Here is a 24,049-nt window from a genome sequence, read left to right as displayed (position 1 = left end):
TGGCCGGCTGTCTATCTGGCTTCCGCCGCCGTCACGGGCGCGACCTGCTTCAGATAGGCGGCGATCGCGTCGCGGTCCTCGGCCTGCAGCCTCGCCATGTTGCGCTGGACCTCCGCCATGGTGCCGCCGATCGAGTCGAAGTCCGGCGTGAAGCCGGTCTCGAGCGCGTTGGCGATGTCATGCTCGGACCAGTCGCCGATACCCCCGGGGCCGGGCGTGATGTCGGGCACGCGGCCCTTGCCGCTCGGATCCGGCGCCCCGCCGAGCGCGTGGCTCCTGTCCAGCCCGCCCAGCGCGGTGCGCGGGGTGTGGCACTCGTTGCAGTGGCCGGGCCCCTCGACCAGATAGGCGCCGTGATTGACCTGCTCGCTCTTGGCCGGATCGGGCGCGAAGGTCTCGCCATCGAGATAGAGCGACTTCCAGAGGCCGACGCCGCGCCGGATCGAGAAGGGGAAAGGGAGTTCGTGCGGCTTGCTGGCGGTTGCGTCCGCCGGCAGCGTGTCGAGATAGGCCTTGAGGTCGAGGAGATCCGGCACCGTCATGCGCTGGTAGGACGTGTAGGGAAAGGCCGGATAGAGATGCGATCCGTCCGGCGCCAGGCCGCGCTTCATGGCGTTGACGAAGTCGAGCGCGCTCCAGTCGCCGATGCCCTGCACCTTGTCGGGGGAAATGTTGGGCGCATGGAAGGTGCCGAACGGCGAGGCGATCGCCACGCCGCCCGACAGTTTCAGCAGCTCGCCGTCCTTGGCTCCCGGCGCCGCGTGGCAGGACGCGCAGCCGCCGGCCCAGAACCAGCGCTCGCCCTTCGCCGCGTCGCCGGGCTTGTCGGGCAGAACGGCCGCATCGAGTGGTTGCGGCAGGGTCAGGACCCAGAACGCCGCACCGGCCACGATGGCCAGGGCGGCGAGGCCGAGGGCGGCCGAGCGTATCCGCATGGTCAGGACTTCTTCACGCGGAACTTCTCGTGGCAGCTCTGGCAGCTGCCGCCGATCGCCGTGGCGGCCGCCTTGATCGCATCGAGGCCGCCGGTCGCCGCTGCCGCGCCGGCCGCGGCGTCGGCGCCGAGCTTGGCCGCGATCGCGTCGAAGCCGGCCTTGTCCTGCCAGATCGCCGGCGAGGCCGTGGTCTTGCCCTGGTCAGAGCCCGCCGGGAACAGCGACGGGAACGTCTTCATGTCGGCGGCGATCTTCTCGAAGGCGGCCTGGGCGGCCGCGGCGTCGTAGGGCTCCTTGCCCTGCACCATCTGGAAAATGGTCTTGGCGGCGGCGGCGTTGTCCTTCATCAGCGCCTGTCGCTCGGCGACGGGATCGGCGGCGTGCGCCAGCGTCAGTACGCCGAGCGAAAGCGCCAGGCCGGCCAGAATGGTCTTGAAACGCATCGAAGTCCTCCGTGGTGAGCGAGATCATCCTAAGCCTTCCTGCCAAACATGACAGGGGCAAGTCAGACGGAAAAGCGTCACGCAGAAATGATGGCGCTCCACGAAAGCGCGCGAGCGGCGCGAACGCAGGGCCCGCGCGAAATTCGCATGCCTTGATTGTGCATCGGCCCGCAGACGAGTTGCCGGACGCGGTGGCGCTGCCTATGTTGCGTGCGGAACCTTCCCGCCGGGGCACCGTTTTCCGCGTGCCTCAAACAACCGACATGGTCGATAGGAGTCCCCCATGGCTTTCGAACTTCCGCCGCTGCCCTATGACTACGAGGCGCTCGCGCCCTTCATGTCGAAGGAGACGCTGGAGTATCACCACGACAAGCACCATCAGGCCTATGTCACCAACGGCAACAACCTGCTGAAGGACTCGGGCCTTGAGGGCAAGAGCCTCGAGGACATCGTCAAGGAGAGCTACGGCAAGAACGCCGGCCTCTTCAACAATGCCGGCCAGCACTACAACCACCTTCACTTCTGGAACTGGATGAAGAAGGACGGTGGCGGCAAGAAGCTGCCGGGCAAGCTGCAGGCGGCGATCGACTCCGACCTCGGCGGCTACGACAAGTTCCGCGCCGACTTCATCGCCGCCGGCACGACCCAGTTCGGTTCGGGCTGGGCCTGGCTCTCGGTCAAGGATGGCAAGCTCGCCATCTCCAAGACCCCGAACGGCGAGAACCCGCTCGTCCACGGCGCGACCCCGATCCTCGGCGTCGACGTCTGGGAGCATTCCTATTACATCGACTACCGCAACGCCCGCCCGAAGTACCTCGAGGCGTTCGTCGACAGCCTGATCAACTGGGACTACGTCCTGGAGCTCTACGAGAAGGCCTGATCCGCTTTCTCGATCGGATACGGAAACCCCGGCCTCGCGCCGGGGTTTTTTGTTCATCTCCCTCCCCGCAAGGGGGAGGGGATTGCGGCGGAGTCCGTCAGTACTTTGCCGGAAGCCCCTGCTTGCAGAAGGTGAAATTCATCAGCCGCGGCCATTCGGACTGGGTGTTGTAGAGCCAGCGCTTGCATTCCTTCTGGGTGCGGAAGCAGCCGACGCCCCAGGCGGGCTCGAGGCCGCGATCCCAGACATCCGGCTTCGAGCCGGAGAAGCGCGAGAACCAGACCTTGCGGGGGCCGATCTTGGCGGCGAGCCCCTTGCAGTCGCCCTCGGAGACGTTCTGCCCGTAGGAAAGGCCGAAGAAGACCTGTGCGCCGGCGGTCGCCGGCAGGGCGGCCGCGAGGGCCGCAGACAGAAGCGCGATGGAAGCCAGCCGTTTCATCGACATCACCCCGGTTGATGCTGTCGATAAAGGTGCGGCGGCGCCGGACGAAGTCAAGCGCCGCCGGGGTTCGTTCAGGAAAAGATCAGCCGGCGACCTTGATGGCGAAGGCGGTCGAGAACGCCGTTTCCTTCAGCCGGTCGAAGCGGCCGGCGGCGCCGCCATGGCCGGCGTCCATGTTGGTCTTGAGCAGCAGCGGCGCATCGCCGACCTTCTTCTCGCGCAACTTCGCGACCCACTTGGCGGGCTCCCAGTAGGTCACGCGCGGGTCGGTCAGGCCGCCGATCGCCAGGATCGGCGGATAGGCGTGGGCGCCGACATTGTCATAGGGCGAATAGGCGGCGATCACGGCGTAGTCGGCGGCGCTCTCGATCGGATTGCCCCATTCGGGCCATTCAGGCGGCGTCAGCGGCAACGTGTCGTCGAGCATGGTGTTGAGCACGTCGACGAAGGGCACCTCGGCGATGATGCCGCCGAACAGGTCCGGCTGCATGTTGGCGACGGCGCCCATCAGCATGCCGCCGGCCGAGCCGCCCCAGGCGACGATCTTTCCGCGCGACGTGTAGCCTTCCTTGGCCAGATACTCACCCGCCGCGATGAAATCCTTGAAGGTGTTCACCTTCGTCTCGCGACGGCCGTCGGTGTACCAGCGGAAGCCCTTGTCCTTGCCGCCGCGGATATGGGCGATGGCATAGACGAAGCCGCGATCGACCAGCGACAGGCGCGAGATCGAGAACGAGGCGGGGATGGTGATGCCATAGGCGCCATAGCCGTAGAGCAGGCAGGGCGCGCTGCCGTCGAGCTTGGTGTCCTTGTGGTAGAGCAGCGACACCGGCACCGTCTCGCCATCAGCGGCCGGCGCGAAGACGCGGCGCGTCACATAGTCGGCCGGGTTGTGGCCGGAGGGGATCTCCTCCTCCTTGCGCAAGCTCCGCTCGCGCGTCGCCATGTCGTAGTCATAGACGCGCGACGGCGTCGTCATCGACGAATAGGTGAAGCGCAGCGTCGTGGTGTCGAACTCGTAGCCGTCGCCCATGCCGAGCGAATAGGCCTCCTCGTCGAAGGCGATCGCGTGTTCCTCGCCGGTCGCGAGCGCGCGGACGACGATGCGCGGCAGGCCGGCGAACCGCTCCAGCCGCACCATGAAGTCCTTGTAGACCGTCATGCCGAGGATCAGCGTGCCGGGATTGTGCGGCACCAGGTCCTTCCAGTTCTCGCGGCCCGGCGCCTCGACCGGGGCGGTGACGATCTTGAAGTCCTCGGCGCCGCCGGCATTGGTGAGGATGTAGAGCGTGTCGCCGCTGTGATCGACGGAGTATTCCTCCGCCGTCTTGCGCTCCGCGATCCGGCGCGGCGTGCCGGTCGGATCCTCTGCGTCGAGCAGGTGGATCTCGGATGTCTCGTGGTCGTGGCTGTCGATCAGGATGTAGCGCGACGACTGCGTCTGGCCGACACCGAGGAAGAAGCCGGGATCCTGCTCCTCGAAGACCAGCACGTCGTCCGCCTGCGGCGTGCCGACGACGTGGCGATAGACCCGGCAGGGGCGGTGGTTGTCGTCGAGCACGGTGTAGAACAGCGTCCGGCTGTCGGCCGCCCAGACGCCGCCGCCCGTCGTCGCCTCGATCGTGTCGGCGAGGTCGCCGCCGCTCGCGATGTCGCGGACATGCAGCGTGTAATATTCCGAGCCCTTGTCGTCATAGGCGTAGGCAAGGAGCTTGTGGTCCGGGCTGTGGTCGGCGCTGCCGAGGCGGAGATAGGCGCGGCCCTCGGCCAGAACGTTGCCGTCGAGCAGGACCGTCTCGGTTCCGCCCTCGCGCAGCGTGCGCACCACCATCGGCTGCTCGGCCCCCTCGGTGAAGCGCATGGCGTAGGCGAACGGGCCATCGGGCGAGGGAACGGAGGAATCGTCTTCCTTGATCCGTCCCCGCATCTCCGCGAACAGGGTCGCCTGCAGCGCCTCCGTGTCGGCCATCGCCGCTTCGGTATGGGCGTTTTCCGCCTCGAGATAGGTACGGATATCGGGCGCGAGAACGCTCGGATCGCGCATCACCTCCTGCCAGTTCTCGGCGCGCAGCCAGGCATAGTCGTCGGTGCGGGTGACGCCATGGTGGGTTGATGTCACGGGGCGCTTGGCGGCGATCGGCGGGGTCACGGGAATGCTGGCTCCTGCGGGAGGATCACGGGGCGGCGTTGAGGGCGCCGCCCGAGTTGAGGCGGATATTGGTACTGCCGGGGATGGCGGCGTTCAATGCGCAGCCGGACGCGACCGCCTTGGGCGGCGGGCGCGGCTCCGGCGCGGTCGATTGGGCAGGGCGGCTCAGGCCGCGCTGCCGTCGTCGGTCTTGAGCTTGAGCGCCGTGCCGTTGGTGCAATAGCGCAGGCCGGTCGGCTGCGGGCCATCCGGGAAGAGGTGGCCGAGATGGGCCTGGCAGTTGGCGCAGTGGATCTCGGTCCGCACCATGCCGTGCGTGCGATCCGTCGTCTCGCCGATCGCGGTTTCGTCGACGGGCGCGAAGAAGCTCGGCCAGCCGCTGCCGGATTCATACTTGGTCTCGGAGCGAAACAGCGGCGCACCGCAGGCGACGCAGGCGTACAGCCCGTCGCGCTTCTCGTGCAGATAGGGGCCGGTGCCGGGGCGTTCCGTGGCGTGCTGCCGGGTGACGGCATATTGCTCCGGCGTGAGTTCCGCCCGCCATTCGGCGTCGGTCTTCTCGATCTTGGTGCGGTCGGTGGTGGTCATGTGCGCTCCTCAGCCTCGGATCGGCCTGGCTGCAGATATACCGGGGAAACACGCGGTCATAGTCCTAGGGTCCGTACTGCATTGGAAATGCGGCAGCGTTGGGCCAAAATCGCGCGCGGGCAGGAGCCGACCATAGCCGATGGCTGTCCATCGGCGCGGATCGGCGACGCACCGGCGCACGATTTTCGCCCAACCCGAAGGGCTTGACGGAAACCGACGCATTTCGGCGTCGCCGTCGGCTCGTTGGGTGAAGCATCGGCGCGGATCGGCGACGCACCGGCGCACGATTTTCGCCCAACCCGAAGGGCTTGACGGAAACCGACGCATTTCGGCGTCGCCGTCGGCTCGTTGGGTGAAGCCCAACGTCACCGCCATCTCCTGGAACTGCATCGGTTTCCATCAAGCGCTGCCTCGTTTCCAATGCAGTACGGACCCTAGATAGGCCCTTGTGGCGAATTCACAATCGCGGGTGAACGCCTTGTCGCAGTCGTGCGATTTTCCGTCCGGTTTGTCTTGGGTTGGCCGGCACATCGTGCTTTATCTCGACCGCACCATCGAATCGCGCATTCCGTTTTCAAGATGTCCGCAAGAGGAGGAGTCGAATACATGCTGCGTACCGCCAGCGTCGCCCTCTTCCTGTTCGCATTCTGGCTGTTGCTGTCGGGGCACTACACAGTCTGGCTGGTGACGGCGGGGGCGGTTGTCTCGGTGGCTCTGGCGCTTCTTGGTCTTCGCTTCGGTTTCGTCGACGAGGAGGGGCATCCAAGCGATCGCCTGCTCGCCGGCCTGCGCTACTGGCCGTGGCTTGCGGTCGAGATCGTCAAGTCGGCGATCGGCGTCACCCGCATCATCCTGGATCCGAAGCTGCCGATCTCGCCGCAGCTGTTCCACGCCAAGGTGACGGCGCGCACGCCCGTCGGTGTCGCGACCTATGCCAACTCGATCACGCTGACGCCCGGCACGATCACGGTCGCGATCGACCGCGAGCACGACCGGTTCCTGGTCCATTCGCTGACGAAGGCCGGCGCCGACGACGTCGAGGCCGGCGAGATGGACCGTCGCGTCGCCCGTTTCGAGGGGAGGGACGCATGATCGCGGCGGCCTTGTTCGCAGTCCTGGCCGCCATGGCGCTGGTTCTCGTCCGGGCGTTGCGCGGGCCGACGACCTTCGACCGGCTGCTCGCCGCCAACTCGATCGGCAATGGCGCGATCCTGGTGCTGGCGCTGTTCGGTTTCCTGACCGACCGGCCCGAATTCCTCGATCTCGGGCTCACCTATGCGCTTCTCAACTATGTCGGCATCTTCGCCGTGCTGAAGTTCTTCCGGCTCGGTTCGCTGGGCGCCGAGGCGGAGGCGGACAAGTCATGATGGACATCGTGCCCCAGATCGTCGCGGGGGCGTTCCTGTTCGCCGGCGCCTTCTTCCTGCTCGCCGGCGCGATCGGCATGAACCGCATGCCGGATCTCTTCACCCGCATGCATGCCGCCTCCGTCGGCGACACGCTCGGCGTCAGCCTGATGCTGATCGGCATGGTGGTCCTCGGCGGCTTCACGCTGGTGACGGTCAAGCTCCTGTTCCTGCTCGCCTTCCTGCTCTTCATGGGGCCGGTGGCCTCGCATGCGCTCGCCGCCGCGGCGCTCAAGGCCGGCGTCAAGCCGATCCTGGCCGGAAAGCAGGCCGGCGGCGGCAAGGCGGAGGGTCACAAACCCCGCAAGAAGAGCGCGGCGCGGGCGGCGACGTCGGGCGGAGGCAAGCCGTGATCGAAACGAGCGTCACGATCGTCATCCTGCTCATGCTCGGGGCCGTGACGATCGGCATTGTCCGCGTGCGCGGCCTGTTCGCCGCCGTCGTCCTGCTCGGCATCTACAGCTTCCTGATGGCGACGCTGTTCATCGTGCTCGACGCGGTCGATGTCGCGATGACCGAAGCGGCCGTCGGCGCGGGCGTCTCGACCGTGTTCTTCCTCGGCGCCCTTTATCTGACCGACACCGTCGAGGCGCCGCCCGTGCACGGTCAGTTCATGCCGCTCGTCGTGGCGCTGGTGACGGCCGGCGCGCTGGTCTGGGGGCTGAGCGACCTGCCGGAATTCGGCTCGCCCAACCAGCCGATCCATCAGCAGGGGGCCGATTATCTGGCGCGGTCGATGACCGATACCGGCATTCCCAACGTCGTCACCTCGGTCCTGGCGAGCTATCGCGGCTTCGACACGCTGGGCGAGACGACGGTGGTCTTCACGGCCGGCATCGGCGTGCTGGTGCTGCTGCGCCGGCGCCGGAACGGCAAGGAGGGCAGCTGATGCGGTTCGATATCGTCCTGCGCGTCGCGACCAAGTTCATCCTGGCGCCGCTGCTTCTGTTCGCGCTCTACGTCCAGTTCCATGGCGACTACGGTCCCGGCGGCGGCTTTCAGGCCGGCGTGATCGCGGCGGCGGCCGTCATCCTGTACGGGCTGATCGTCGGGCTCGCGCCCGTGCAGCGCCTGGTGCCGATGGGGCTGCTCGAGGTGATGATCCCCGGCGGCGTCCTGATCTACATGGCCGTCGGCATCGCCAGCTTCTTCCTCGGCGACAATTTCCTCGATTACGACCATCTCGCCCATGACGCCGTGCATGGCCAGGAATGGGGCGTCTTCCTGGTCGAGATCGGCGTGTTCGTCACGGTCTCCTCGACCATGGTCGCGATCTTCTATGCCTTTGCCGGACGGGGGCGCTCGTGACCGCGCATTTCAGCCAGTCTGCCACGATCCTCCTGATGGTCGCGGGCCTCTACATCGTCATCGCGCGCGGCAACATGGTCAAGAAGCTGATCGGCCTGTCGATGTTCCAGAGTTCCGTCTACCTGCTCTATATCCTGCCCGGAAAGCTGATCGGCGGCACCGCGCCGATCCTCGGTGCCGGTTATTCCGTCTATGCCAATCCGCTGCCGCACGTCCTGATCCTGACCGCCATCGTCGTTGGCGTCGCCACGCTCGCCCTCGGCCTGACGCTCGTGGTCCGCATCAAGGAAGCCTTCGGCACGATCGAGGAAGACGAGATCGCCGGGGACATGCGGTCGGACGGTTCGAAGCCCGGCCGGGGCCGGAAATCCGCATGATCGCCTCGCATCTACCTGTCCTGCTGATCATCGTTCCGCTGCTCGGCGCCGTGCTCGCGGCGCTGTCGCGGCACGGCTTCGTGGCCTGGCTGGTGGCGCTGCTCGCCTCCGCCGCGACCATGGCGGTCGCCTTCGCGCTGCTCTGGCGGGTGCAGGCGGAGGGCCTGATCTCCTATCGCATCGGCGGCTGGGCGCCGGAGCTCGGCATCGAATACCGCATCGACGCCGTCAGCGCCTTCATCGTCGTGCTGGTCAGCGCCATCGCCTTCCTGACGATGATCTATGCGCGCCGCAGCGTCCTGGCCGAGATCAGCGCCGAGCGCGTCGCCTGGTTCTACACGATGCTGCTGCTCTGCGTCGCCGGCCTGCTCGGCATCGCGGCGACGGGCGACGCGTTCAACGCCTTCGTGTTTCTCGAGGTCTCGTCGCTGGCGACCTACACGCTGATCGCGCTGGGGCGGGATCGCCGGGCGCTGGTGGCGGCCTACCAGTACCTGATCGTCGGCACGATCGGCGCCACCCTCTATGTCATCGGCGTCGGCCTGATCTACCTGTCGACCGGCACGCTCAACATCGGCCTGATCGTCGAGCGGCTGGCGAGCCTGCAGGGGTCGCGCGCGCTGACGGTCGCCGAGGCGTTCATCGTCGTCGGCATCGCGTTGAAGCTCGCCCTGTTCCCGCTGCATGCCTGGCTTCCCAACGCCTACGCCTATGCTCCCTCGGCCGCGACCGTGCTGCTGGCGTCGACGGCGACCAAGGTGGCGGTCTATCTGCTCGCGCGCTACCTCTTCACCGTCTTCGGCGGCGATATCGATGTCGGCGCGATCCCGATCAGCGCGATCCTGATCGGGCTGTCGGTGGCGGCGATGTTCATCCCGTCGGCGGCCGCGATCTTCCAGAACGACGTCAAGCGCATCCTCGCGCTCTCGTCGGTCGGCCAGATCGGCTACATCACGCTCGGCCTGGCGCTCGCCAACCAGACGGGCCTGACCGGCGGCCTGCTGCATCTCTTCAACCATGCTCTGATGAAGGGCGCCGCCTTCATGGCGATCGGCGCCGTCGTCTATCGCGCCGGCACGGCCAGGCTGGACGATTTGTCCGGCATCGGCCGCACCATGCCCTGGACGGTGGCCGCGCTGACCATCGCCGGTCTGGCGCTGATCGGCGTGCCCGGCACCAGCGGCTTCGTCTCGAAATACTACCTGATCCTCGGCGCGCTGGAGGCGGGGCTCGGCTGGCTCGCCATCCTCATCGTCGCCAGTTCGCTGCTCGCCGTGCTCTATGTCGGCCGCATCGTCGAGGTGGTCTGGTTCCGCGAGCCGGCCGCTGTCGCGCGCGAATGCCGCGAGGCGCCGCTCGAGTTGCTCCTGCCGATGTGGATCCTCGCCGGCGCCACGATCTGGTTCGGCATCGACGCCGAATGGCCGGTTGGGCTCGCCGCTTCCGCCGCGCGCGTGCTGCTCGGAGGTGCGCCATGACGGCTCCCGGTTTCGGCGATCCGCAGCTGCTCGCGCTTTCGCTGGCGCTGCCGGCACTGGCGACGCTGGCGATCGCGCTGCTCGGCCGCTGGCCGAATCTTCGCGAGACGGCCACGCTTCTCGGCGCGGGGCTGCTGTTCGCGACGGTGATGGCGCTGCTGGCGCGCGTGCTCGCCGGCGCGCGACCCGAGCTGCACCTCGCCTCGGTCGCGCCCGGCCTCGAGCTGGCGCTCCGGATCGATCCGCTCGGCATGCTGTTCGCCGCCGTCGCCTCGACGCTCTGGATCGTCAACTCGCTCTATTCGATCGGCTACATGCGCGGCAATGACGAGCCGCGCCAGACGCCGTTCTACGCCTGTTTCGCCATCGCTATCTTCGCCACGATGGGCCTGGCCTTCTCCGGCAATCTCTTCACGCTCTTCGTCTTCTACGAATTGCTGTCGCTCTCCACCTATCCGCTCGTCACCCACAAGCGCAGCCCGACGGCGATGCGGGCGGGCCGCGTCTATCTCCTGACGCTGATCGGCGCCTCGATGGTGCTGCTGCTGCCGGCGATCGTCTGGACCGGCATGATCGCGGGCACGCTCGATTTCCGCACCGGTGGCATCCTTGGCGACAAGCTCGGTCCCGTCGCGCTGGCGCTGTTGCTCGCCATGTTCGTCTTCGGCGCCGCCAAGGCGGCCGTGATGCCGCTGCATCGCTGGCTGCCGGCGGCGATGGTGGCGCCGACGCCGGTTTCGGCGCTGCTGCATGCCGTCGCCGTCGTCAAGGCGGGCGTCTTCACCATCCTGAAGGTGGTCGTCTCGGTGTTCGGCATCGAGACGCTGGCGCAATCGGGCGCCAGCCAGTGGCTGGTCTATGCCGCCGGCTTCACCATCGTCGCCGCCTCGTTCGTCGCGCTCCGCGCCGACGACCTGAAGCGCCGGCTCGCCTATTCGACGGTCGGCCAGCTCTCCTATGTCGTGCTCGCGGCGGCGCTCGCCTCGCCGGTGGCGGTTCTCGGCGCGGCGCTGCACATCGCGGCGCATGCGGTCTCGAAGATCACCCTCTTCTTCGGCGCGGGCGCCGTCTACACGGCCGAGCACGTCACCAAGGTCAGCGAGATGGACGGCATCGGCCGTCGCATGCCGTGGACGATGGGTGCCTTCGCCATCGGCGCGCTCTCGATGATCGGCCTGCCGCCGGCGGCGGGATTCCTCGGCAAATGGTTCATCCTCGATGCCGCGACGGGGGCGACCGACTGGGTCGCGGTGGCGGCCATTGCGCTCTCGACCGTGCTGAATGCCGCCTATTTCCTGCCGATCCTGATCCGCGCCTTCCTGCGGCCGGCGAACGGGCCGCGCAAGGAGGCGCCGTTGCCGATGGTGATCGCGCTGACCGCGACGGCCGCCGGGACGGTCCTGCTTTTCCTGCTGCCGGGCGTTCCCTACCGACTCGCTTCGATGATCGTGGGAGGTTGAGATGGAACGATCCCGCCGCCTCGCCCTGATGGCCCTTCTCGTCGTGCTGGCCCTGCTGGTGGTCGCCGACTTCTTCGTCGAGGATCACGGCAGCTTCTGGATCGACGGCACGCCCGGTTTCGCCGCCTGGTTCGGGCTGGTTGGCGCCGCCCTCGCGGTCGTCCTGGCGCAGGGCTGGGGACTGCTCCTGCGGCGGACGGAGGAGCGGGCGGATGACTGAGAGCTTCGGGCCGCTGTCGCCGGCTCTTGTCCTGATCGTCGCCGGTCTGCTGCTGCCGCTCGTGCGGGGCTGGTTGCGCAACGCGCTCTTCCTGGCCGCGCCGGTCGCGGCGCTGGCGTTGGTCTGGCTTCTGCCGCTCGGGCCGGGGCTGGTCGTCGACTGGCTCGGCCTCGGGCTGGTGCCGCTCGCCCCCGACCAGTTGGCGCGCATCTTCGGCACGGCTTTCGGCATCGCCGCGCTCGCCGGGGCGCTCTACGGCCAGTCCCAGGAGAACGTCGCCGAGAAGGCGGCAGCCCTCATCTATGCCGGCGCGGCGCAAGGCATCGCCTTCGCCGGTGATCTCGCGAGCCTGTTCGTCTTCTGGGAAGTCATGGCGATCGGGTCGACGGTGGTGATCTGGTCGAACGGCGATACCCGCGCCGGTCTGCGCTATGCGTTGATCCACGTGCTCGGCGGCATCCTGCTCTTCGCCGGCATCGCCGCCGAGGTCTCGGCTTCGGGCAGCGTCGCGTTGCAGGCGGTTCGCGCCGATAGCCTCGGCCGCTGGCTGATGCTGGCCGGCATCCTCGTCAACGCCGGCGCACCGCCGCTCTCGGCCTGGGTCGCCGACGCCTATCCGAAGGCGTCGTGGTCGGGCACCGTCTTCCTGTCGGCCTTCACCACCAAGGCCGCCGTGCTGGTGCTGATCCGCCTGTTCCCCGGCGAGCCGGCGCTCCTGTGGTTCGGCCTCGCCATGGCCGTCTACGGCATGGTCTACGCGCTTCTCGAGGACGACATCCGCCGGCTGCTGTCCTATTCGATCGTCGGCCAGGTCGGCTTCATGCTGGTCGCGGTCGGTCTCGGATCGGAGCTGGCGCTCGCTGCCGCGGCGCTGCACGCCTTCGCCCACATCCTCTACAAGGCGCTCCTGATGATGGCGGCCGGAGCGATCCTGAAGGCGACCGGCGAGACCCGCCTTTCCGCGCTCGGCGGGCTGGCGGCCGCGATGCCGCTGGTCACGGCGGCGATGCTGGTCGGCGCCTTCTCGCTCGCCGCCGTGCCGCTGACGGCCGGCTTCGTCAGCAAGTCGGCCATCATGGCCGCGCTGGCGGCGGATCACGCGGGCCTGTTCTGGTTCGCGCTGACGGCGGTCTCCGCCGGGTCGTTCCTCTATGTCGGCCTGCGCCTGCCGTGGTTCGCCCTGTTCCGTCCTGCCGGCAAGGCACCGGAGCCGCGTGATCCAGCCTGGTCGATGAAGGCCGCGATGGCGCTGCTCTGCGGCGCGATTCTCGCGATCGGATGCTTCCCGTCGGTGCTGGTGCCGCTCGTGCCCGAGATCTCGGGCGTCGCGATCCTGACGCCGGATCACGTCCTGTTCCAGTTGCAGCTCCTAGTCGCCGCAAGTTGCATATTTGTCATGGTGCTGCCGTTACTTCGTCCACGGGCCGGATCTACGCTGGACGTCGACTGGCTGTGGCGCGAACTGCCACGGAAGGTTCTGCCCGCCTGGGCGCGCTTCACCCGGCCCGGGCGCGCCGCGCTCGCGGTGCTGGAAGATCCCGTCCGGGCCCGCCTGTCGGCGTTTTCGCGGCGTTTCGCGGCGGAACTGGTCAATGCCGCCAACTGGCGAACCGGTCAGATCGCGTTCTGGGCCACCACTTTGATCGCGGCATATGTGTTGATCGCGGCATTGTGAATGGGTTTTCGCCGCGAAATGTGAACAGGGGAAGATTGGCCGAGACGAATCGTCGCGAGCACAAAGATGTGCCGGGCGCATTCGATGCGGCGACTTAGTGCTTGTCTTTGCGGAATGCGACTTATATAGGTGCCACGAAGTAACGGATTTAGCGCGCCGAATGGCATGCCCACCGCGTGAATTTCCGCGGCGCTGGCACATTCGAAGCTGCAAGCTGTCAAATTCTTCGTTACAGAATTGCTATGACACAACCGAGGTTAGGGTAGACCATGATCGAGAAAACGGCAGGAAGCGACCTTATAGATCTGACGGCTGATATCGTCTCCGCTTACGTCAGCAATAACTCCGTTTCGGCCAATGATCTCCCGGGGCTGATCACCGAAGTCTATCAGGCGCTGAACCGCACCCATGGCGGCGTCGTCGAGCCCGAGCCCGAGCCGCTAAAGCCGGCCGTGAACCCGAAGAAGTCGGTGTTCCCGGACTTTATCGTCTGCCTCGAGGACGGCAAGAAGTTCAAGTCGCTGAAGCGCCACCTGCGCACGCACTATGATCTTTCGCCGGAAGAATATCGCGAGAAGTGGGGCCTGCCGGCCGACTATCCGATGGTCGCCCCGAGCTATGCCGCCGCGCGTTCCGAGCTCGCCAAGAAGATGGGCCTCGGCCAGCAGCGCAAGCGCCGCGTCTGACGCACGATGCTTCAAAGGGCCCGGCATTCGCCGGGCCCTTTTTCTATGGCCGGCGCGGACCGGCGGGGGCCCGCAGATGCCGGCGCTCGGCCTCATAGGCCTGGAGCAGGGCGATGTGGCGGTTGATGTCGTAGCTCCAGTGGCCGGCCCGGCCGCGCCGGCGTTCGGCACGGAGCGCCCTGGCGAGACGCACGACGATCCGCCGCCGCATCGTCTCGCCGGTGTCTGCGACCTCGGCGGGCATCAGCGGCAGCAGCGCGGGCAGGCAGCGCCGGCGGTCATAGTCGAGGATCCCCGCCGCGATGGTCGAGGCCACCGCCCGGGAGGCGATCCCGCGCATCGCCGTCGGGGACTTCGGTTCGAATGTCTTGCACGTTTCCGCTTCGGTCATGGTCGCCTCCTTTGCCTCGGAGGCCATTGTCCGGCCGCTGGAGTGGGCGGGGACACGCAGCCGCTCTGTCCCCGCGCTCGAGAGCGCCGGCCGCTGCTGCCTGGGGGCGTGAAAAGAATCTATCCCCGCCCGTTTCCGTCGGCGCTAAGGTGTCATAGGTTTTAATTCCTATCGCATCAATGTGGAGGTCGGACATGTACAGGCCGAACGGGGAGGCGCTCCCGAAACCCTCGTCTCGCGACCCGCGTGGAAACGAGCAGGAAGGCATCCGCCAGGGGCTGGCTTCCTTGGTCGGCGCGGCGCTCTCCGTCGCGCCCCGCGCCATCTGCGGGCCGGGCCGGGGCACGGCCGAGATCAGCCATGCGAGGCAGCTGGCGCTCTACCTGGCCCACACCACGCTCGGCCTCAGCTTCACCGAGGCGGGACGGCTCTTCGGACGCGACCGGACCACGGCGGCGCATGCCTGCCGTCGCATCGAGGACCGGCGCGACGAGGCGCGCGTCGACCAGCTCGTCGCCTGCCTGGAGCGGGCGGCGCGCGACGCCGTGAAACCGTCCGTTCGATCCCGGAGCGTGTCATGAGGCCGTCGCGTGGCGCCGGCCGGCTGGCGCGGCGCCTGGCGGCGTCGGGCGCGCGCCTGGAGTCGCGTCCCGGCGGCCACGTCCTCGTGCTGTCCGGAACCTCGGCCCAGTCTCCCGTCGAGGCCGTGGACGTCAGGACGCTTCTGGCGCAGGGGGCTCTCGAGCCGGATTCGTCGGGGGCGCTTGGCCTTTCCGCGGCCGGGCGGACGATGGTGCGCCGGCTTCTCGCCGGAGGCGACGATTTCGCCGGCCAGCACCAAGCGCGGGCGGCAGCCACCACGGAGCTTGATGGCGAGCGCATCGCCGTGACGGTCGATCTCGCGGAAAGTCCGCTCGCCTGGCTGCGCGTCCGCAAGGGGCGCGACGGCAGGCCCCTGATCGACGATGCCGCCTTTCAGGCCGGCGAGCGGCTGCGAGCGGATTTCACGCGCGGCCAGATGATGCCGCGCGTGACGGCGAACTGGTCGGCGGCGGTCGCCAGCGGCCGGCGCGGCGGCGCCGGCGGCATGGCGGAGCTGACGGAGGCGGCGCTCTCGGCTCGCCTGCGCTGCGAGCGGGCGCTCGCGGCGGTCGGGCCGGAATTCGCCGGTGTGCTCGTCGACTTCTGCTGCTTCCTGAAAGGGATCGAGGCAATCGAGACGGCGCGGGGCTGGCCGAAGCGTTCGGCCAAGCTGGTGCTGCAGCTGGCGCTTTCGGCGCTGGCGCGCCACTACGGACTGTCGTCGACCGCTGAGGGACATCGCCGCGCACGCGGCCTGCGCCATTGGGGCAGCGACGACTATCGGCCGGAAGTGGGCTGAGGGCGGGTCAAGCCGCCGCCGCGGCGGCGGCCTCGGTCTTGATCCGCGTCACCATGGAACGCAGGCCGTTCGACCGCTGCGCGGTCAGGTGCTCGCGCAAGCCGATCTTCTCGAATACGGCTTCCGCGTCCGTTTCGACGATCTCGTTCGCCGGCCGGCCCGAGAACAGGGCGATGACGATCGCCACGAGGCCGCGCACGATCAGCGCGTCGCTGTCGCCCCTGAAGTCGAGATGCGGCCCGTCGGCTTCCTGCCGGAGGGATTTTTCCAGCCAGACCTGGCTGGCGCAGCCCTGCACCTTGTTGGCGTCGTTGTGCGCCTCGGGCGATAGCGGCGCCAGGCCGCGGCCGAGCTCGATCAGGTAGCGATAACGATCGTCCCATTCGTCGAGAAAGGCGAAATCGTCGAGAATCCGGTCGATGGGGGCGAGCGTGGCTGTGGTGTCCATGGTACCCGGCATATAGCGTTTCGGGCGCGCGGATGAAACCGCCGGGACGAAAGAAACCGACGACGAAGGAAAACGGCGCCTGGCTCAGGCGTCGCGCTCGATCAGCGCGTCGATCGAGCGGGGCGCGCGCCATTGCGGCGCCATGTCGTCCGGGGTCAGCGTGCCGCCGGCGGGAACGCCGGGCAGTCGCGGGGCGGTCTCTGTGCCCTCGAAGAGGCCGTAGAGCAACGCTGCGCTGTAGCGCGCCTTGGCGCCGAAGGCGGCCAGCGCCGCGCCGCCGCTCGTGCAGACGTCGGGCTGGCGATCGCACAGGCCGGCGAGGTCGGCGACGGCGCCCTGCGCCGCAACGATCGCGTCGACGGCGCTGATGCGCGGCGCCTCGGTGCCGCCGTTCGGGTCGCCGGGAATCAGGAGCACGACGACGGAGAACCAGAATGCCGCCCGGATCAGAAACATGGAGCCACTCCTCTCGCGTTCGGCCGTTTCCGGCGCAGTCTTGGCCGTCGAGTTGATCCTAGCGGCCCCGGCTCAAGGCGAGGTTGCATGGCGCCGTCGCATTTGACCGAACGCCGCAAGATCTCGATAACCATGATCGGATCCCACGTGCGGGCGGGGCAGATTGGAGTATCGATGGCGAAGAAGTTGACCGCGGCCGAGATCGAGGCGTTGCAGGCGAGTTGGGCCTGGAAGGTCGCCAGGCCGTTCTACAAGGTCGAGCGGGAGATGCGGCGCTGGCAACGCCGTCGTCGGGAAGGGCGGCCATCCAAGGCCGCCTCCTTGGAGCAGCTTAGGCAGTCAATCTCGGTCGATTTCGACGCGCTGAAAGCCGCCTACTTCGCATCGCCGGTGTCCGCGGAGCCTGATAGTTTCGCCCTCTACCGAATTCTTGGCAATGACCTGCCGCCCCGCCACCGCAAAGGTCAGACGCGCAGCAATCTGGGCCTAATTCTGGCCCATGAGCCGCAGTTTCAGGACTGCGAAAAGCGCTGGATTTTGAACAGGATCTATGACTCGGAGGAAGAGGCCCGTATCATCGATCTTCTCGAGCGGAGCGGCCAAAGCTACACTCGCATCCCATTCGATTTAGCGGAGTATGGGAGCATCGGCTGGGAAGCGAACGGCTTCAAACGAGAAGGGTTTTTCCTCGACGAGGCATTCGCGCGGCTGGGCGATGACACCAAACTACGTGCTGAGGTGCATGCGCGTCGCGTGAAGAATCTCTATGTCATGAACAACAACGGCGGGCGCAATGTAGCCTTGCGGGAAGGGCGTTCCCTCGCGAAGTGGATTCTGCCTTGGGACGGAAACTGCTTCGTGACAGCCAGTGCGTGGAGGGCCTTGAGGAAGGCCGTCGTGGAGCAGGCCTATCTCAAGTACTTTGTCGTCCCGATGCTACGAGCATCCACCAACGAGATGCTGCTGCGTGATCAGGAGTTGCCGCCTGCTGAAGATGAACCGCAGCTCATCTTCCGCCGCGATGCGACCGAAATGTTCGATGAAGCCTTCCCCTATGGGGTGCGACCCAAGGTGGAGTTGCTCTGGCGATTGGGTGTCTCCGGAGTCTGGAACTCCTGGGAACGAGATCCATGGGACCTGCCGGCACCAAGTCTATCTGCTGACGCCGGCCAGTTTGCCTCCGCAGGGTGGGTCGGACGACTTGAGTCGGGCCGCCCCGAACTCGAACGAGGTACGAACAGCGACACCATGCGCTATGTATCGCGGGCAGCCGGCATCGTCATCGCCCTGGACGCTCTCGATGCACGGGCCATCGCCGAGCGCTATCGGCCGGAGGCGCTGGCGCTCTATGACGCCGCGCGGCTCCGGCGGCTCGCCGATGTGCCGACTGCGGCGCTGGCGATCGCGCTGAAGGCCGATGCCGAGGAAGCGTTGCTTCGCGGACCCTATTCCGTCACCGACAAGCCACGCCCCGCGCCGAGTGGCAATCCGCACGACTATCTAAGCCTCGCTCGCTACTGGTGGCCCGATCCCTCCACGCCGGACGGTCGCCCTTTCCGGAGACGGGACGGTGAGGACGTTTTCTCCGCCGGCTTGCCGGATTTCGCTGCCGACCAGTTCGACCGGGATCGCGTCCAGTCGTTCTCCGATGACGTCATCATGCTCGCGCTGGCTGGCTCGGCGTTGAGCGAGCGGCGCTATCTCGAGCGTGCCGCCGAGCTGGTGCGTGCCTGGTTCCTCGATCCTCAGACCCGTATGGCGCCACATCTGCGCTTCGCCCAGGTCACGCGGGGGCACAACAACGACGAGAATTCGGGCTCCGGTGTGCTCGATCTGGCCTGTATTGCTCCGCTCCTCGATGCCGTTCGTCTCATCGAGACCGCGGGACTGCTTGATGGCACCGAGCGCCAGGCCTTTCGAAACTGGCTGCGCGCCTATCTGGACTGGCTGCACGCCAGCCCGCAGGGCCGGCATGCCTGCAGCGCGCACAACAATCACGGCACGTTCTTCGACGTGCAGGTGCTCGCCATCGCCGGCTTCCTGGGCGACGGCGCTGAGTTGGCGACGACGCTGCGCCGGGCTCGCGAGCGCATACCGCATCATTTTGCCGTCGACGGTTCCCAGCCGCATGAAATCGAGCGAACCCGGCCGAAGCACTATTCCCGCTACAATCTGGTCGCCTGGACCCTCGCGGCCCGGCTCGCCGAGGCGGTTGGCGATGGGCTTTGGACCTACAGGACGGCGAGCGGAAGGGGGATCGAGCGCGGGCTCGATTTCGTCCTGGACGAATCCCACCAAACGCAGGATTGGCGAGAGGAGGCCGACGCGGCGCCGTTGTTGCCGCTTCGGATTGCCCATCGCGAGCGATTTGGCGATTCGGGCGGCGAGGCGCATCTCGAAGTCGCGGTCGAGGACCGTTTCCTGCCGCGTAGCGGCCTGCCGCCCTACTGGCAGCTTCTGCGCTAGATCCGGCGCAATCGTTGCGCGGATGCCGGCGCCGGAGGGGAGGGTGGCGGGCCGCGCCTCGCTCGAAACGCTCCCCTTAGGGTTCCCTTAAGCGCCGCCTGCCATGATGCGGGCATTGCCGGATGGCCGGCGCGGAGGTGTTTTCCGCGCGGATCGGACGGCCGGAACGAGCGTCGCCGGTGTATTGCGTATGACGGTTTCCTTCGAGCCCTTGCGGCGCACTATCGACGGCCTGGTGCATGCTTCGGTCGGCGACGATTCGCTGGCCGCGGTCCGCCATAGCGCCTTCATCGCCGCGCATTTGATCGTCGGGCTTGGCGTTCTCCTGCTGCTTCCCGTTTCGCTGGCGCTTTCCGGCGCGCCCTCGATCGGCGCCGCCGTGGCGCTCGCGCTTTTGGCCCTGCCGCTGCCGATCGCCGCGTTCCTGTCGCGGACGGGCCGCTACGAGGCGGCGCATCTCATGTCGATGCTGGCGCTGTCCGGCCTGGTCGCCTGGGTTGGCGCGCTGACGGGCGGGCTGGCGTCGCCCGCGCTGTTCCTGCTGGCACTCCAGCCTGCCGAGGCCGCCTTGTCCGGTTCGCGCCGCGTCATCCTCGCGTCGGTCGCCGGCGCGATGGCGGTCGTGGTCCTGCTCGGCCTCGTGTCGATGGCCGGGCTCCCGGCGATGGCGACGGGCTTCACCCCGGTCCTCGTCGCGGCCGGATTGCTGCACGGCGCCAGCCTGGCGATGCGCATCGGCCGCGTCCAGGGCAAGGCGGAAGGCGCCGCCCGTGACGGCGAGGCGCGCTATCGCGTGCTCGCCGAGAACGGCACGGACCTCATCACCCGCCACGACCGCGTCGGCGCCGTCGAATATGCCTCGCCCTCGGGCCGGGCGCTGCTCGGTTGCGCACCGTCCGATCTCTTCGGCCACGGCCTGTTCGACCGCGTCCACGTCGCGGACCGGCCGGCCTTCCTGCACACGCTTTCGGAGACGGAACGCACCGGCGAGGCGCGCAGCCTGGAGTTCCGGCTGCGCGGTCCCTCCGAGACCGGTGGCTTCCTCTGGGTCGAGATGCGGTGCCGCGTGGCGCTGGACGCGGGCACCGGCGCGCGCAGCGTCATCGCGGTCACCCGGGACGTCACCGAGGCGCGGCAGCGTCAGACGGAGATCGTCGAGGCGCGCAATTCGGTGGCGGAAGCCGGCAAGTCGCAGATCCAGATGATCGCGCATGTGAGCCATGAACTGCGCACGCCGCTTAACGCGATCATCGGCTTCTCCGAACTCCTGGAGCGCGAGCTGTTCGGCAAGTTCGAGATGGCCCGCCAGCGCGACTATATCCGGCTCATCCATTCGTCCGGCGAGCACCTGCTGCAGGTCGTCAACAGCGTGCTCGACATGTCCAGGATCGAGGCCGGCACCTTCTCGGTCGCGGCCGCGCCGTTCCCGGTCGCCTCCGTCATCGACGGCACCACCGAGATCATGTCGCAGCAGATCGCCGAACGCGGGCTGAAGCTGGTCCGACAGATCGAACCCGGCCTGCCCGAGCTGGTCGCGGATCGGCGCGCCTGCCGGCAGATCCTGCTCAACCTGCTCTCGAATGCGGCGAAGTTCACCGCGACCGGCGGCACGGTGACCGTCGTGGCGCGGCGCGAGGGCGAACAACTCGTGCTGGCCGTGGCGGATACCGGCGTCGGCATCGCCGCCAACGACCTTCCCAGGATCGGCAAGCCCTTCGTCCAGGTCGGCGCGCAGGATCGCGACGAGGGCACGGGCCTCGGCCTTTCGGTGGTTCGCGGCCTGACCGAGCTGCAGGGCGGGACGTTCACGCTGGAAAGCGAGGCCGGGCGCGGCACCACGGCGACGGTGCGCCTGCCGCTCCGGGGCGCGCGCGCGACGGAACTCGATACGGGCGAACCCGTCCTCCGGGAAAGGGAGCGCAGGCGTGCGTGAGGCTCCGGCAAGACGCAAGCGCCCCGCCAACAGCCGCGCGCGTCAGCGCGTCGAGGCGGATGAGAGCCTGCTCAACTGGCTGACCGGCAAGATCATCGAGAACCCCGGTCGGTCCGGCGGCATCCTGCTGATCGCGGTCGCGACGGCGGCGATCATCTCCAACGCCGCCTTCATGCAAACCCACCGTCACCCCGACCCGCTCTTCGCCACCCGGCCGAGCGCGACCGAGGCCGCGCCGGCCGCCGAGCTGGCGTCCGACACGACGCCGCTGCCGCAGCCGATGCCGAAGGGCCGGACGGATCTGCGCCTTCCGCAGACGCCGCCGCCCTTGCCGGTCGCGGTGGCGACCAAGCCGGTGGGGCAGGGCAATCTCGTCGCCAACACCCAGCAGGCGCTGGCCGCCGCCAAGCTCTATTCGGGCACGGTCGATGGCGTCATGGGCCCGCAGACGCGGGCGGCGATTTCCGCCTTCGAGAAGAAGATCGGCCTGATCCCGACCGGAGAGCCGAGCGAACGCCTCCTCGGCCAGATCCGCAAGGGGCTGCCGCGCGCCAATGTCGCCGACCCGGTCTCGACCGGCTCGATCGAGGATCCCGAGACCCGCGCGCAGATCAAGCGCGTGCAGGCCGCCCTGAACGAGATCGGCTATGGTCCGGTCGAGGTCGACGGTCGCGGCGGCGGCAAGACCGCCAACGCCATTCGCCGCTTCGAGCTCGACAACGGCCTGCCGATGACCGGAACGGCCGGCGCCGCCGTCGTCGCCAAGCTGGTGCTGATCGGCGCGATGAGCGAATTGTGAGCTCGGACCTGGAACGTCGATGATGCGGGAGCGGCGATGCGCCTGACCTCCGGAATCTGGGTCTCCGCCTATGTCCGGCGCGCCTTCGTCGAGGGAGCGTTCGCCGCCGTCGTGCGGCGCGGCGCGGAAGAGGCCGGCGCCATCTTCGTGGTCGTCGACCGGCTCGACGGCACGGTCGATCTCTATGGACCCGCGCCGCAGACCGCCTTCGACGACGAAAGGCCGACGGATCGGTTGTTCTCCCGACTGGGCGAGGGGATCGACCGGCTGGCGCTGCAGCAGCGCCTCGCTTCCGAAATGCGCTTCGATCCCGACGTCTGGGTGGTCGAGATCGAGGATCGCGGCGGTCGCGCCTTCCTGGACATCGCGCCGGACTGAGCGCCCGGCGCCGGAAGAATAGCCATCTGCGTGTATCGCCAACGGGTTGGCGATACCGATTGAATCGGGATGTCAGCCGGCGAGGCTGCTCCGAAGCGCCGCCGAGGCGGCGACGGTCGCCGTTTCGCCCGCTGCCGGACGGGCATCCTTGCGGGGCGCGTCGGCGAAATGCGGCTGGTGCGTTGCCGCCTGTTCGGCCGCTTCCTCGCCGCGCCATTGCCCGACGAGCCGGTCTGCCGCGGGCTTTTCCAGACCGCCGAAGAGTTCCGACAGGCGGAAGAAGGTCTCGACCGCGGCGCTCATCACCGGATTGGCGAGCAGCAGCACTTGCTGCATCTCGGCCTCTGCCAGCCCGATCGCCTTCAGCAACACCGCCAGCGCCTCGCCGGACGGGTCGTCGAGCAAGGCCTTCACGTCGGCGGCGTCGAGGCGAAGCCCTTCGGCGAGCGTCGCGATCAGGGCGTCGCGCTGGCGCTGCCGGGCGAGCATGCTGAGCCGGACCCGGCTCAGCGCCGCGCGGAAGGCGTTGTCGACGGCGGCCGGCGTCAGCCTCGGCGTCACCGCCGCCGGCTTGCCCGAGAGGGATTTCAGCAGGGCGAGCCGCGCGTCGCGATCAAGCGCGAGGAACGAAGCGCTCGCGGAGGGCGCCGCTGCCTTGGGCTCGCTCGATGCGGCCGTGGCGATTTCCGCAGCGATGGCGGGGGCGGCCGGGGCCTTGGGCTCGACGGCCTCGGCCGCGACCGGAACGACCGGCTTCGCGGCGACGGCAGGCGCCTCGGGCTTCTGCTCGACGGCAGGCGCCTTGGGCTTCTGCTCGACGGCTGCGGGCGGGGCCGCTTCGGCCGGCGGAGCGGCCTTGGCCTGTTCGAGTTGCTCGAAGGTGCGGCGCGACAGGCCTTCCGGTACCGGCTTTTCCGTGGCGAGCGCCGTCAGCTCGGCGCTGAGACTGGCGGTCAGGACGCGCGCCGCCGCGAAGGCGGAGAGCGGCTCGGCGGCCTTCGGCTCGACGGACTGATTCGCGGCCGCAACCGGCGCCTCATCGACCGATGGACCGGCGTCGGCGGCGATCTCGGCCGTGGCGACCTGCGGTTCGGAGGGCGGCTGCGCGGCGGCGGGTTCGGCGGCGCGGGGGATCGCGAGGGTCGGCGCCGGCGCGGCGACCTCGGCCGGCGGCGGCAGCAGCGCGATCGTCTCGGCGTCACCGGTCAGTCGCAGCGCCTGGATGATGTCGGGCGCGAGATCCGGCCGCGCCGCGATCAGCCGCCAATGCGCCGGCCCGCTCGCCGCCATGATCGCCAGGAGGTCGAACGACGAGAGCGCCGCGTGGCGCAGCACCGGCGAGGCGATCTCGGTCAAGTCCTTGCCCAGCAAGCGCAAAACCGCCGGCGGGGCATCCTCGTGGCGCGCCAGCCGCTCGGCCACGAAGGCGCGGTCGGAGGGCGAGACCTTGGTGAGAAAATGCGCGGCCAGTTCTTCGAAGCGACGGATTTCCGCCTGGTCGTGCGTCTTGTCGAGCACGAACAGTTCGGTCGTCGCCCGGAGCAACGCGGCGTCGCGGCTTTGCTGGCTCGATACGGCCATGGCCATGAGACCATCCGAAAAATACGAGGGATGCATGATGACGCGTTACCCGAAGAGCCGTCGCGCGATCGCATAGTCCCCTTGGCGGCCCCGATCGCCGAGCCTGTGATGAGTGTCACTGAAAGTCGTTAGCGTTCCGTTAACCTTGCCGGTCGGTTAATGATGCTAT

Annotated in this window: 27 protein-coding genes; 18 read left to right on the top strand and 9 right to left on the bottom strand. The window is 68.1% G+C overall.

Annotated features, from left to right (window positions below; all coding sequences use genetic code 11):
- Positions 1 to 11 precede the first annotated feature (11 nt).
- A complete protein-coding gene (locus G539_RS0113195) occupies positions 12 to 941 on the bottom strand; it encodes a c-type cytochrome (RefSeq protein WP_425402368.1) in 930 nt (309 codons plus the stop codon).
- Positions 938 to 1,378, bottom strand: a complete 441-nt coding sequence (locus G539_RS0113190) for a c-type cytochrome (protein ID WP_029075615.1) — start codon at positions 1,376 to 1,378, stop codon at positions 938 to 940. The genes G539_RS0113195 and G539_RS0113190 overlap by 4 nt, the downstream gene beginning before the upstream one ends.
- A 283-nt stretch (positions 1,379 to 1,661) precedes the next feature.
- Here G539_RS0113190 and G539_RS0113185 point away from each other — a divergent pair, with 283 nt between their 5' ends.
- A complete protein-coding gene (locus G539_RS0113185) occupies positions 1,662 to 2,258 on the top strand; it encodes a superoxide dismutase (protein ID WP_029075614.1) in 597 nt (198 codons plus the stop codon).
- A 97-nt stretch (positions 2,259 to 2,355) separates the two neighbouring features.
- Here G539_RS0113185 and G539_RS0113180 read toward each other — a convergent pair whose 3' ends face one another.
- From G539_RS0113180 to msrB, 3 genes are all read right to left on the bottom strand, one after another.
- Positions 2,356 to 2,697 (bottom strand): hypothetical protein, encoded by a 342-nt coding sequence (locus G539_RS0113180; RefSeq protein ID WP_156911964.1) that lies wholly within the window; start codon positions 2,695 to 2,697, stop codon positions 2,356 to 2,358.
- 85 nt (positions 2,698 to 2,782) lie between these two features.
- Positions 2,783 to 4,849 carry a S9 family peptidase gene (locus G539_RS0113175; RefSeq protein WP_029075612.1) on the bottom strand — a complete coding sequence of 689 codons (2,067 nt, stop codon included), beginning with the start codon at positions 4,847 to 4,849 and terminating at the stop codon, positions 2,783 to 2,785.
- Positions 4,850 to 5,014: 165 nt separating this feature from the next.
- Positions 5,015 to 5,437: a peptide-methionine (R)-S-oxide reductase MsrB gene (gene msrB / locus G539_RS0113170; protein ID WP_029075611.1), complete on the bottom strand. Its 423-nt coding sequence runs from the start codon at positions 5,435 to 5,437 to the stop codon at positions 5,015 to 5,017.
- 606 nt (positions 5,438 to 6,043) lie between these two features.
- Here msrB and G539_RS0113165 point away from each other — a divergent pair.
- From G539_RS0113165 to G539_RS0113115, 11 genes are all read left to right on the top strand, one after another.
- Positions 6,044 to 6,529: a Na+/H+ antiporter subunit E gene (locus G539_RS0113165; protein ID WP_029075610.1), complete on the top strand. Its 486-nt coding sequence runs from the start codon at positions 6,044 to 6,046 to the stop codon at positions 6,527 to 6,529.
- Positions 6,526 to 6,804, top strand: coding sequence for an MrpF/PhaF family protein (locus G539_RS0113160; RefSeq protein ID WP_029075609.1), 279 nt, complete (start codon positions 6,526 to 6,528; stop codon positions 6,802 to 6,804). The genes G539_RS0113165 and G539_RS0113160 overlap by 4 nt, the downstream gene beginning before the upstream one ends.
- The gene (gene mnhG / locus G539_RS24720) at positions 6,801 to 7,196 is read left to right on the top strand and encodes a monovalent cation/H(+) antiporter subunit G (protein ID WP_210162821.1); all 396 of its coding nucleotides are present in this window, start codon (positions 6,801 to 6,803) and stop codon (positions 7,194 to 7,196) included. Before G539_RS0113160 ends, mnhG begins: the two co-directional genes overlap by 4 nt.
- Positions 7,193 to 7,732, top strand: a complete 540-nt coding sequence (locus G539_RS0113150) for a DUF4040 domain-containing protein (RefSeq protein WP_029075608.1) — start codon at positions 7,193 to 7,195, stop codon at positions 7,730 to 7,732. Before mnhG ends, G539_RS0113150 begins: the two co-directional genes overlap by 4 nt.
- Positions 7,732 to 8,151: a Na(+)/H(+) antiporter subunit B gene (locus G539_RS0113145; RefSeq protein ID WP_029075607.1), complete on the top strand. Its 420-nt coding sequence runs from the start codon at positions 7,732 to 7,734 to the stop codon at positions 8,149 to 8,151. Before G539_RS0113150 ends, G539_RS0113145 begins: the two co-directional genes overlap by 1 nt.
- Positions 8,148 to 8,528 (top strand): cation:proton antiporter subunit C, encoded by a 381-nt coding sequence (locus tag G539_RS0113140; RefSeq protein WP_029075606.1) that lies wholly within the window; start codon positions 8,148 to 8,150, stop codon positions 8,526 to 8,528. Before G539_RS0113145 ends, G539_RS0113140 begins: the two co-directional genes overlap by 4 nt.
- The gene (locus G539_RS0113135; RefSeq protein WP_029075605.1) at positions 8,525 to 10,006 is read left to right on the top strand and encodes a monovalent cation/H+ antiporter subunit D family protein; all 1,482 of its coding nucleotides are present in this window, start codon (positions 8,525 to 8,527) and stop codon (positions 10,004 to 10,006) included. Before G539_RS0113140 ends, G539_RS0113135 begins: the two co-directional genes overlap by 4 nt.
- Positions 10,003 to 11,466, top strand: coding sequence for a proton-conducting transporter transmembrane domain-containing protein (locus tag G539_RS0113130; RefSeq protein ID WP_035831324.1), 1,464 nt, complete (start codon positions 10,003 to 10,005; stop codon positions 11,464 to 11,466). Before G539_RS0113135 ends, G539_RS0113130 begins: the two co-directional genes overlap by 4 nt.
- Before the next feature lies 1 nt (position 11,467).
- Positions 11,468 to 11,686, top strand: coding sequence for a hypothetical protein (locus G539_RS0113125; RefSeq protein ID WP_029075603.1), 219 nt, complete (start codon positions 11,468 to 11,470; stop codon positions 11,684 to 11,686).
- On the top strand, positions 11,679 to 13,361 hold the full coding sequence (locus G539_RS0113120) for a proton-conducting transporter transmembrane domain-containing protein (RefSeq protein WP_029075602.1): 1,683 nt from the start codon (positions 11,679 to 11,681) through the stop codon (positions 13,359 to 13,361). The genes G539_RS0113125 and G539_RS0113120 overlap by 8 nt, the downstream gene beginning before the upstream one ends.
- Before the next feature lie 269 nt (positions 13,362 to 13,630).
- Entirely contained in the window at positions 13,631 to 14,047 is a 417-nt protein-coding gene (locus G539_RS0113115; protein ID WP_029075601.1) for a Ros/MucR family transcriptional regulator, read from the top strand.
- Between the two features lie 43 nt (positions 14,048 to 14,090).
- Here the strand turns inward: G539_RS0113115 and G539_RS24715 are convergent, their stop codons facing one another.
- On the bottom strand, positions 14,091 to 14,438 hold the full coding sequence (locus G539_RS24715; protein WP_245576882.1) for a DUF6477 family protein: 348 nt from the start codon (positions 14,436 to 14,438) through the stop codon (positions 14,091 to 14,093).
- 194 nt (positions 14,439 to 14,632) lie between these two features.
- Between G539_RS24715 and G539_RS24710 the strand changes: the two genes are divergently transcribed.
- Positions 14,633 to 15,019 carry a helix-turn-helix domain-containing protein gene (locus G539_RS24710; protein WP_156911963.1) on the top strand — a complete coding sequence of 129 codons (387 nt, stop codon included), beginning with the start codon at positions 14,633 to 14,635 and terminating at the stop codon, positions 15,017 to 15,019.
- Positions 15,016 to 15,819 (top strand): DUF6456 domain-containing protein, encoded by an 804-nt coding sequence (locus tag G539_RS26745; protein WP_084639979.1) that lies wholly within the window; start codon positions 15,016 to 15,018, stop codon positions 15,817 to 15,819. Before G539_RS24710 ends, G539_RS26745 begins: the two co-directional genes overlap by 4 nt.
- Positions 15,820 to 15,826: 7 nt before the next feature.
- Here the strand turns inward: G539_RS26745 and G539_RS0113095 are convergent, their stop codons facing one another.
- Together G539_RS0113095 and G539_RS24700 are read right to left on the bottom strand one after the other, a co-directional pair.
- Positions 15,827 to 16,267 (bottom strand): SufE family protein, encoded by a 441-nt coding sequence (locus G539_RS0113095; RefSeq protein WP_029075600.1) that lies wholly within the window; start codon positions 16,265 to 16,267, stop codon positions 15,827 to 15,829.
- Positions 16,268 to 16,351: 84 nt separating this feature from the next.
- Positions 16,352 to 16,723, bottom strand: coding sequence for a DUF5330 domain-containing protein (locus G539_RS24700; protein ID WP_051231363.1), 372 nt, complete (start codon positions 16,721 to 16,723; stop codon positions 16,352 to 16,354).
- Between the two features lie 87 nt (positions 16,724 to 16,810).
- Between G539_RS24700 and G539_RS24695 the strand changes: the two genes are divergently transcribed.
- The 4 genes from G539_RS24695 (at position 16,811) to G539_RS0113070 (ending at position 22,299) form a co-directional block, all read left to right on the top strand.
- Complete coding sequence (locus G539_RS24695; protein ID WP_084639977.1) at positions 16,811 to 19,189, top strand: alginate lyase family protein; 2,379 nt, start codon at positions 16,811 to 16,813, stop codon at positions 19,187 to 19,189.
- A gap of 190 nt (positions 19,190 to 19,379) precedes the next feature.
- Positions 19,380 to 21,122 carry a PAS domain-containing sensor histidine kinase gene (locus tag G539_RS24690; RefSeq protein WP_051231362.1) on the top strand — a complete coding sequence of 581 codons (1,743 nt, stop codon included), beginning with the start codon at positions 19,380 to 19,382 and terminating at the stop codon, positions 21,120 to 21,122.
- Positions 21,115 to 21,921, top strand: a complete 807-nt coding sequence (locus G539_RS0113075) for a peptidoglycan-binding domain-containing protein (protein ID WP_029075599.1) — start codon at positions 21,115 to 21,117, stop codon at positions 21,919 to 21,921. Before G539_RS24690 ends, G539_RS0113075 begins: the two co-directional genes overlap by 8 nt.
- 36 nt (positions 21,922 to 21,957) lie before the next feature.
- Positions 21,958 to 22,299, top strand: coding sequence for a DUF1491 family protein (locus G539_RS0113070; RefSeq protein ID WP_029075598.1), 342 nt, complete (start codon positions 21,958 to 21,960; stop codon positions 22,297 to 22,299).
- 72 nt (positions 22,300 to 22,371) lie between these two features.
- On the opposite strand, the gene G539_RS0113065 is transcribed toward G539_RS0113070, so the two are convergent.
- Entirely contained in the window at positions 22,372 to 23,886 is a 1,515-nt protein-coding gene (locus G539_RS0113065; RefSeq protein ID WP_156911962.1) for a hypothetical protein, read from the bottom strand.
- Between the last annotated feature and the right edge of the window lie 163 nt (positions 23,887 to 24,049).

Origin of the sequence: Kaistia adipata DSM 17808 (assembly GCF_000423225.1) — a bacterium.
GTDB lineage: Bacteria > Pseudomonadota > Alphaproteobacteria > Rhizobiales > Kaistiaceae > Kaistia > Kaistia adipata.
Note: the sequence above shows the minus strand (reverse complement) of the source record. Positions and strands in the feature narration are given on the sequence as shown.

Coding starts and splice junctions, on each gene's coding strand:
- G539_RS0113190 (WP_029075615.1), bottom strand. CDS start 1,378: ATGCGTTTCAAGACCATTCTGGCCGGCCTGGCGCTTTCGCTCGGCGTA.
- G539_RS0113185 (WP_029075614.1), top strand. CDS start 1,662: ATGGCTTTCGAACTTCCGCCGCTGCCCTATGACTACGAGGCGCTCGCG.
- G539_RS0113180 (WP_156911964.1), bottom strand. CDS start 2,697: ATGAAACGGCTGGCTTCCATCGCGCTTCTGTCTGCGGCCCTCGCGGCC.
- msrB (WP_029075611.1), bottom strand. CDS start 5,437: ATGACCACCACCGACCGCACCAAGATCGAGAAGACCGACGCCGAATGG.
- G539_RS0113165 (WP_029075610.1), top strand. CDS start 6,044: ATGCTGCGTACCGCCAGCGTCGCCCTCTTCCTGTTCGCATTCTGGCTG.
- G539_RS0113160 (WP_029075609.1), top strand. CDS start 6,526: ATGATCGCGGCGGCCTTGTTCGCAGTCCTGGCCGCCATGGCGCTGGTT.
- mnhG (WP_210162821.1), top strand. CDS start 6,801: ATGATGGACATCGTGCCCCAGATCGTCGCGGGGGCGTTCCTGTTCGCC.
- G539_RS0113145 (WP_029075607.1), top strand. CDS start 7,732: ATGCGGTTCGATATCGTCCTGCGCGTCGCGACCAAGTTCATCCTGGCG.
- G539_RS0113135 (WP_029075605.1), top strand. CDS start 8,525: ATGATCGCCTCGCATCTACCTGTCCTGCTGATCATCGTTCCGCTGCTC.
- G539_RS0113130 (WP_035831324.1), top strand. CDS start 10,003: ATGACGGCTCCCGGTTTCGGCGATCCGCAGCTGCTCGCGCTTTCGCTG.
- G539_RS0113125 (WP_029075603.1), top strand. CDS start 11,468: ATGGAACGATCCCGCCGCCTCGCCCTGATGGCCCTTCTCGTCGTGCTG.
- G539_RS0113120 (WP_029075602.1), top strand. CDS start 11,679: ATGACTGAGAGCTTCGGGCCGCTGTCGCCGGCTCTTGTCCTGATCGTC.
- G539_RS0113115 (WP_029075601.1), top strand. CDS start 13,631: ATGATCGAGAAAACGGCAGGAAGCGACCTTATAGATCTGACGGCTGAT.
- G539_RS24715 (WP_245576882.1), bottom strand. CDS start 14,438: ATGACCGAAGCGGAAACGTGCAAGACATTCGAACCGAAGTCCCCGACG.
- G539_RS24710 (WP_156911963.1), top strand. CDS start 14,633: ATGTACAGGCCGAACGGGGAGGCGCTCCCGAAACCCTCGTCTCGCGAC.
- G539_RS26745 (WP_084639979.1), top strand. CDS start 15,016: ATGAGGCCGTCGCGTGGCGCCGGCCGGCTGGCGCGGCGCCTGGCGGCG.
- G539_RS0113095 (WP_029075600.1), bottom strand. CDS start 16,267: ATGGACACCACAGCCACGCTCGCCCCCATCGACCGGATTCTCGACGAT.
- G539_RS24700 (WP_051231363.1), bottom strand. CDS start 16,723: ATGTTTCTGATCCGGGCGGCATTCTGGTTCTCCGTCGTCGTGCTCCTG.
- G539_RS24695 (WP_084639977.1), top strand. CDS start 16,811: ATGGCGCCGTCGCATTTGACCGAACGCCGCAAGATCTCGATAACCATG.
- G539_RS24690 (WP_051231362.1), top strand. CDS start 19,380: ATGACGGTTTCCTTCGAGCCCTTGCGGCGCACTATCGACGGCCTGGTG.
- G539_RS0113070 (WP_029075598.1), top strand. CDS start 21,958: ATGCGCCTGACCTCCGGAATCTGGGTCTCCGCCTATGTCCGGCGCGCC.
- G539_RS0113065 (WP_156911962.1), bottom strand. CDS start 23,886: ATGGCCATGGCCGTATCGAGCCAGCAAAGCCGCGACGCCGCGTTGCTC.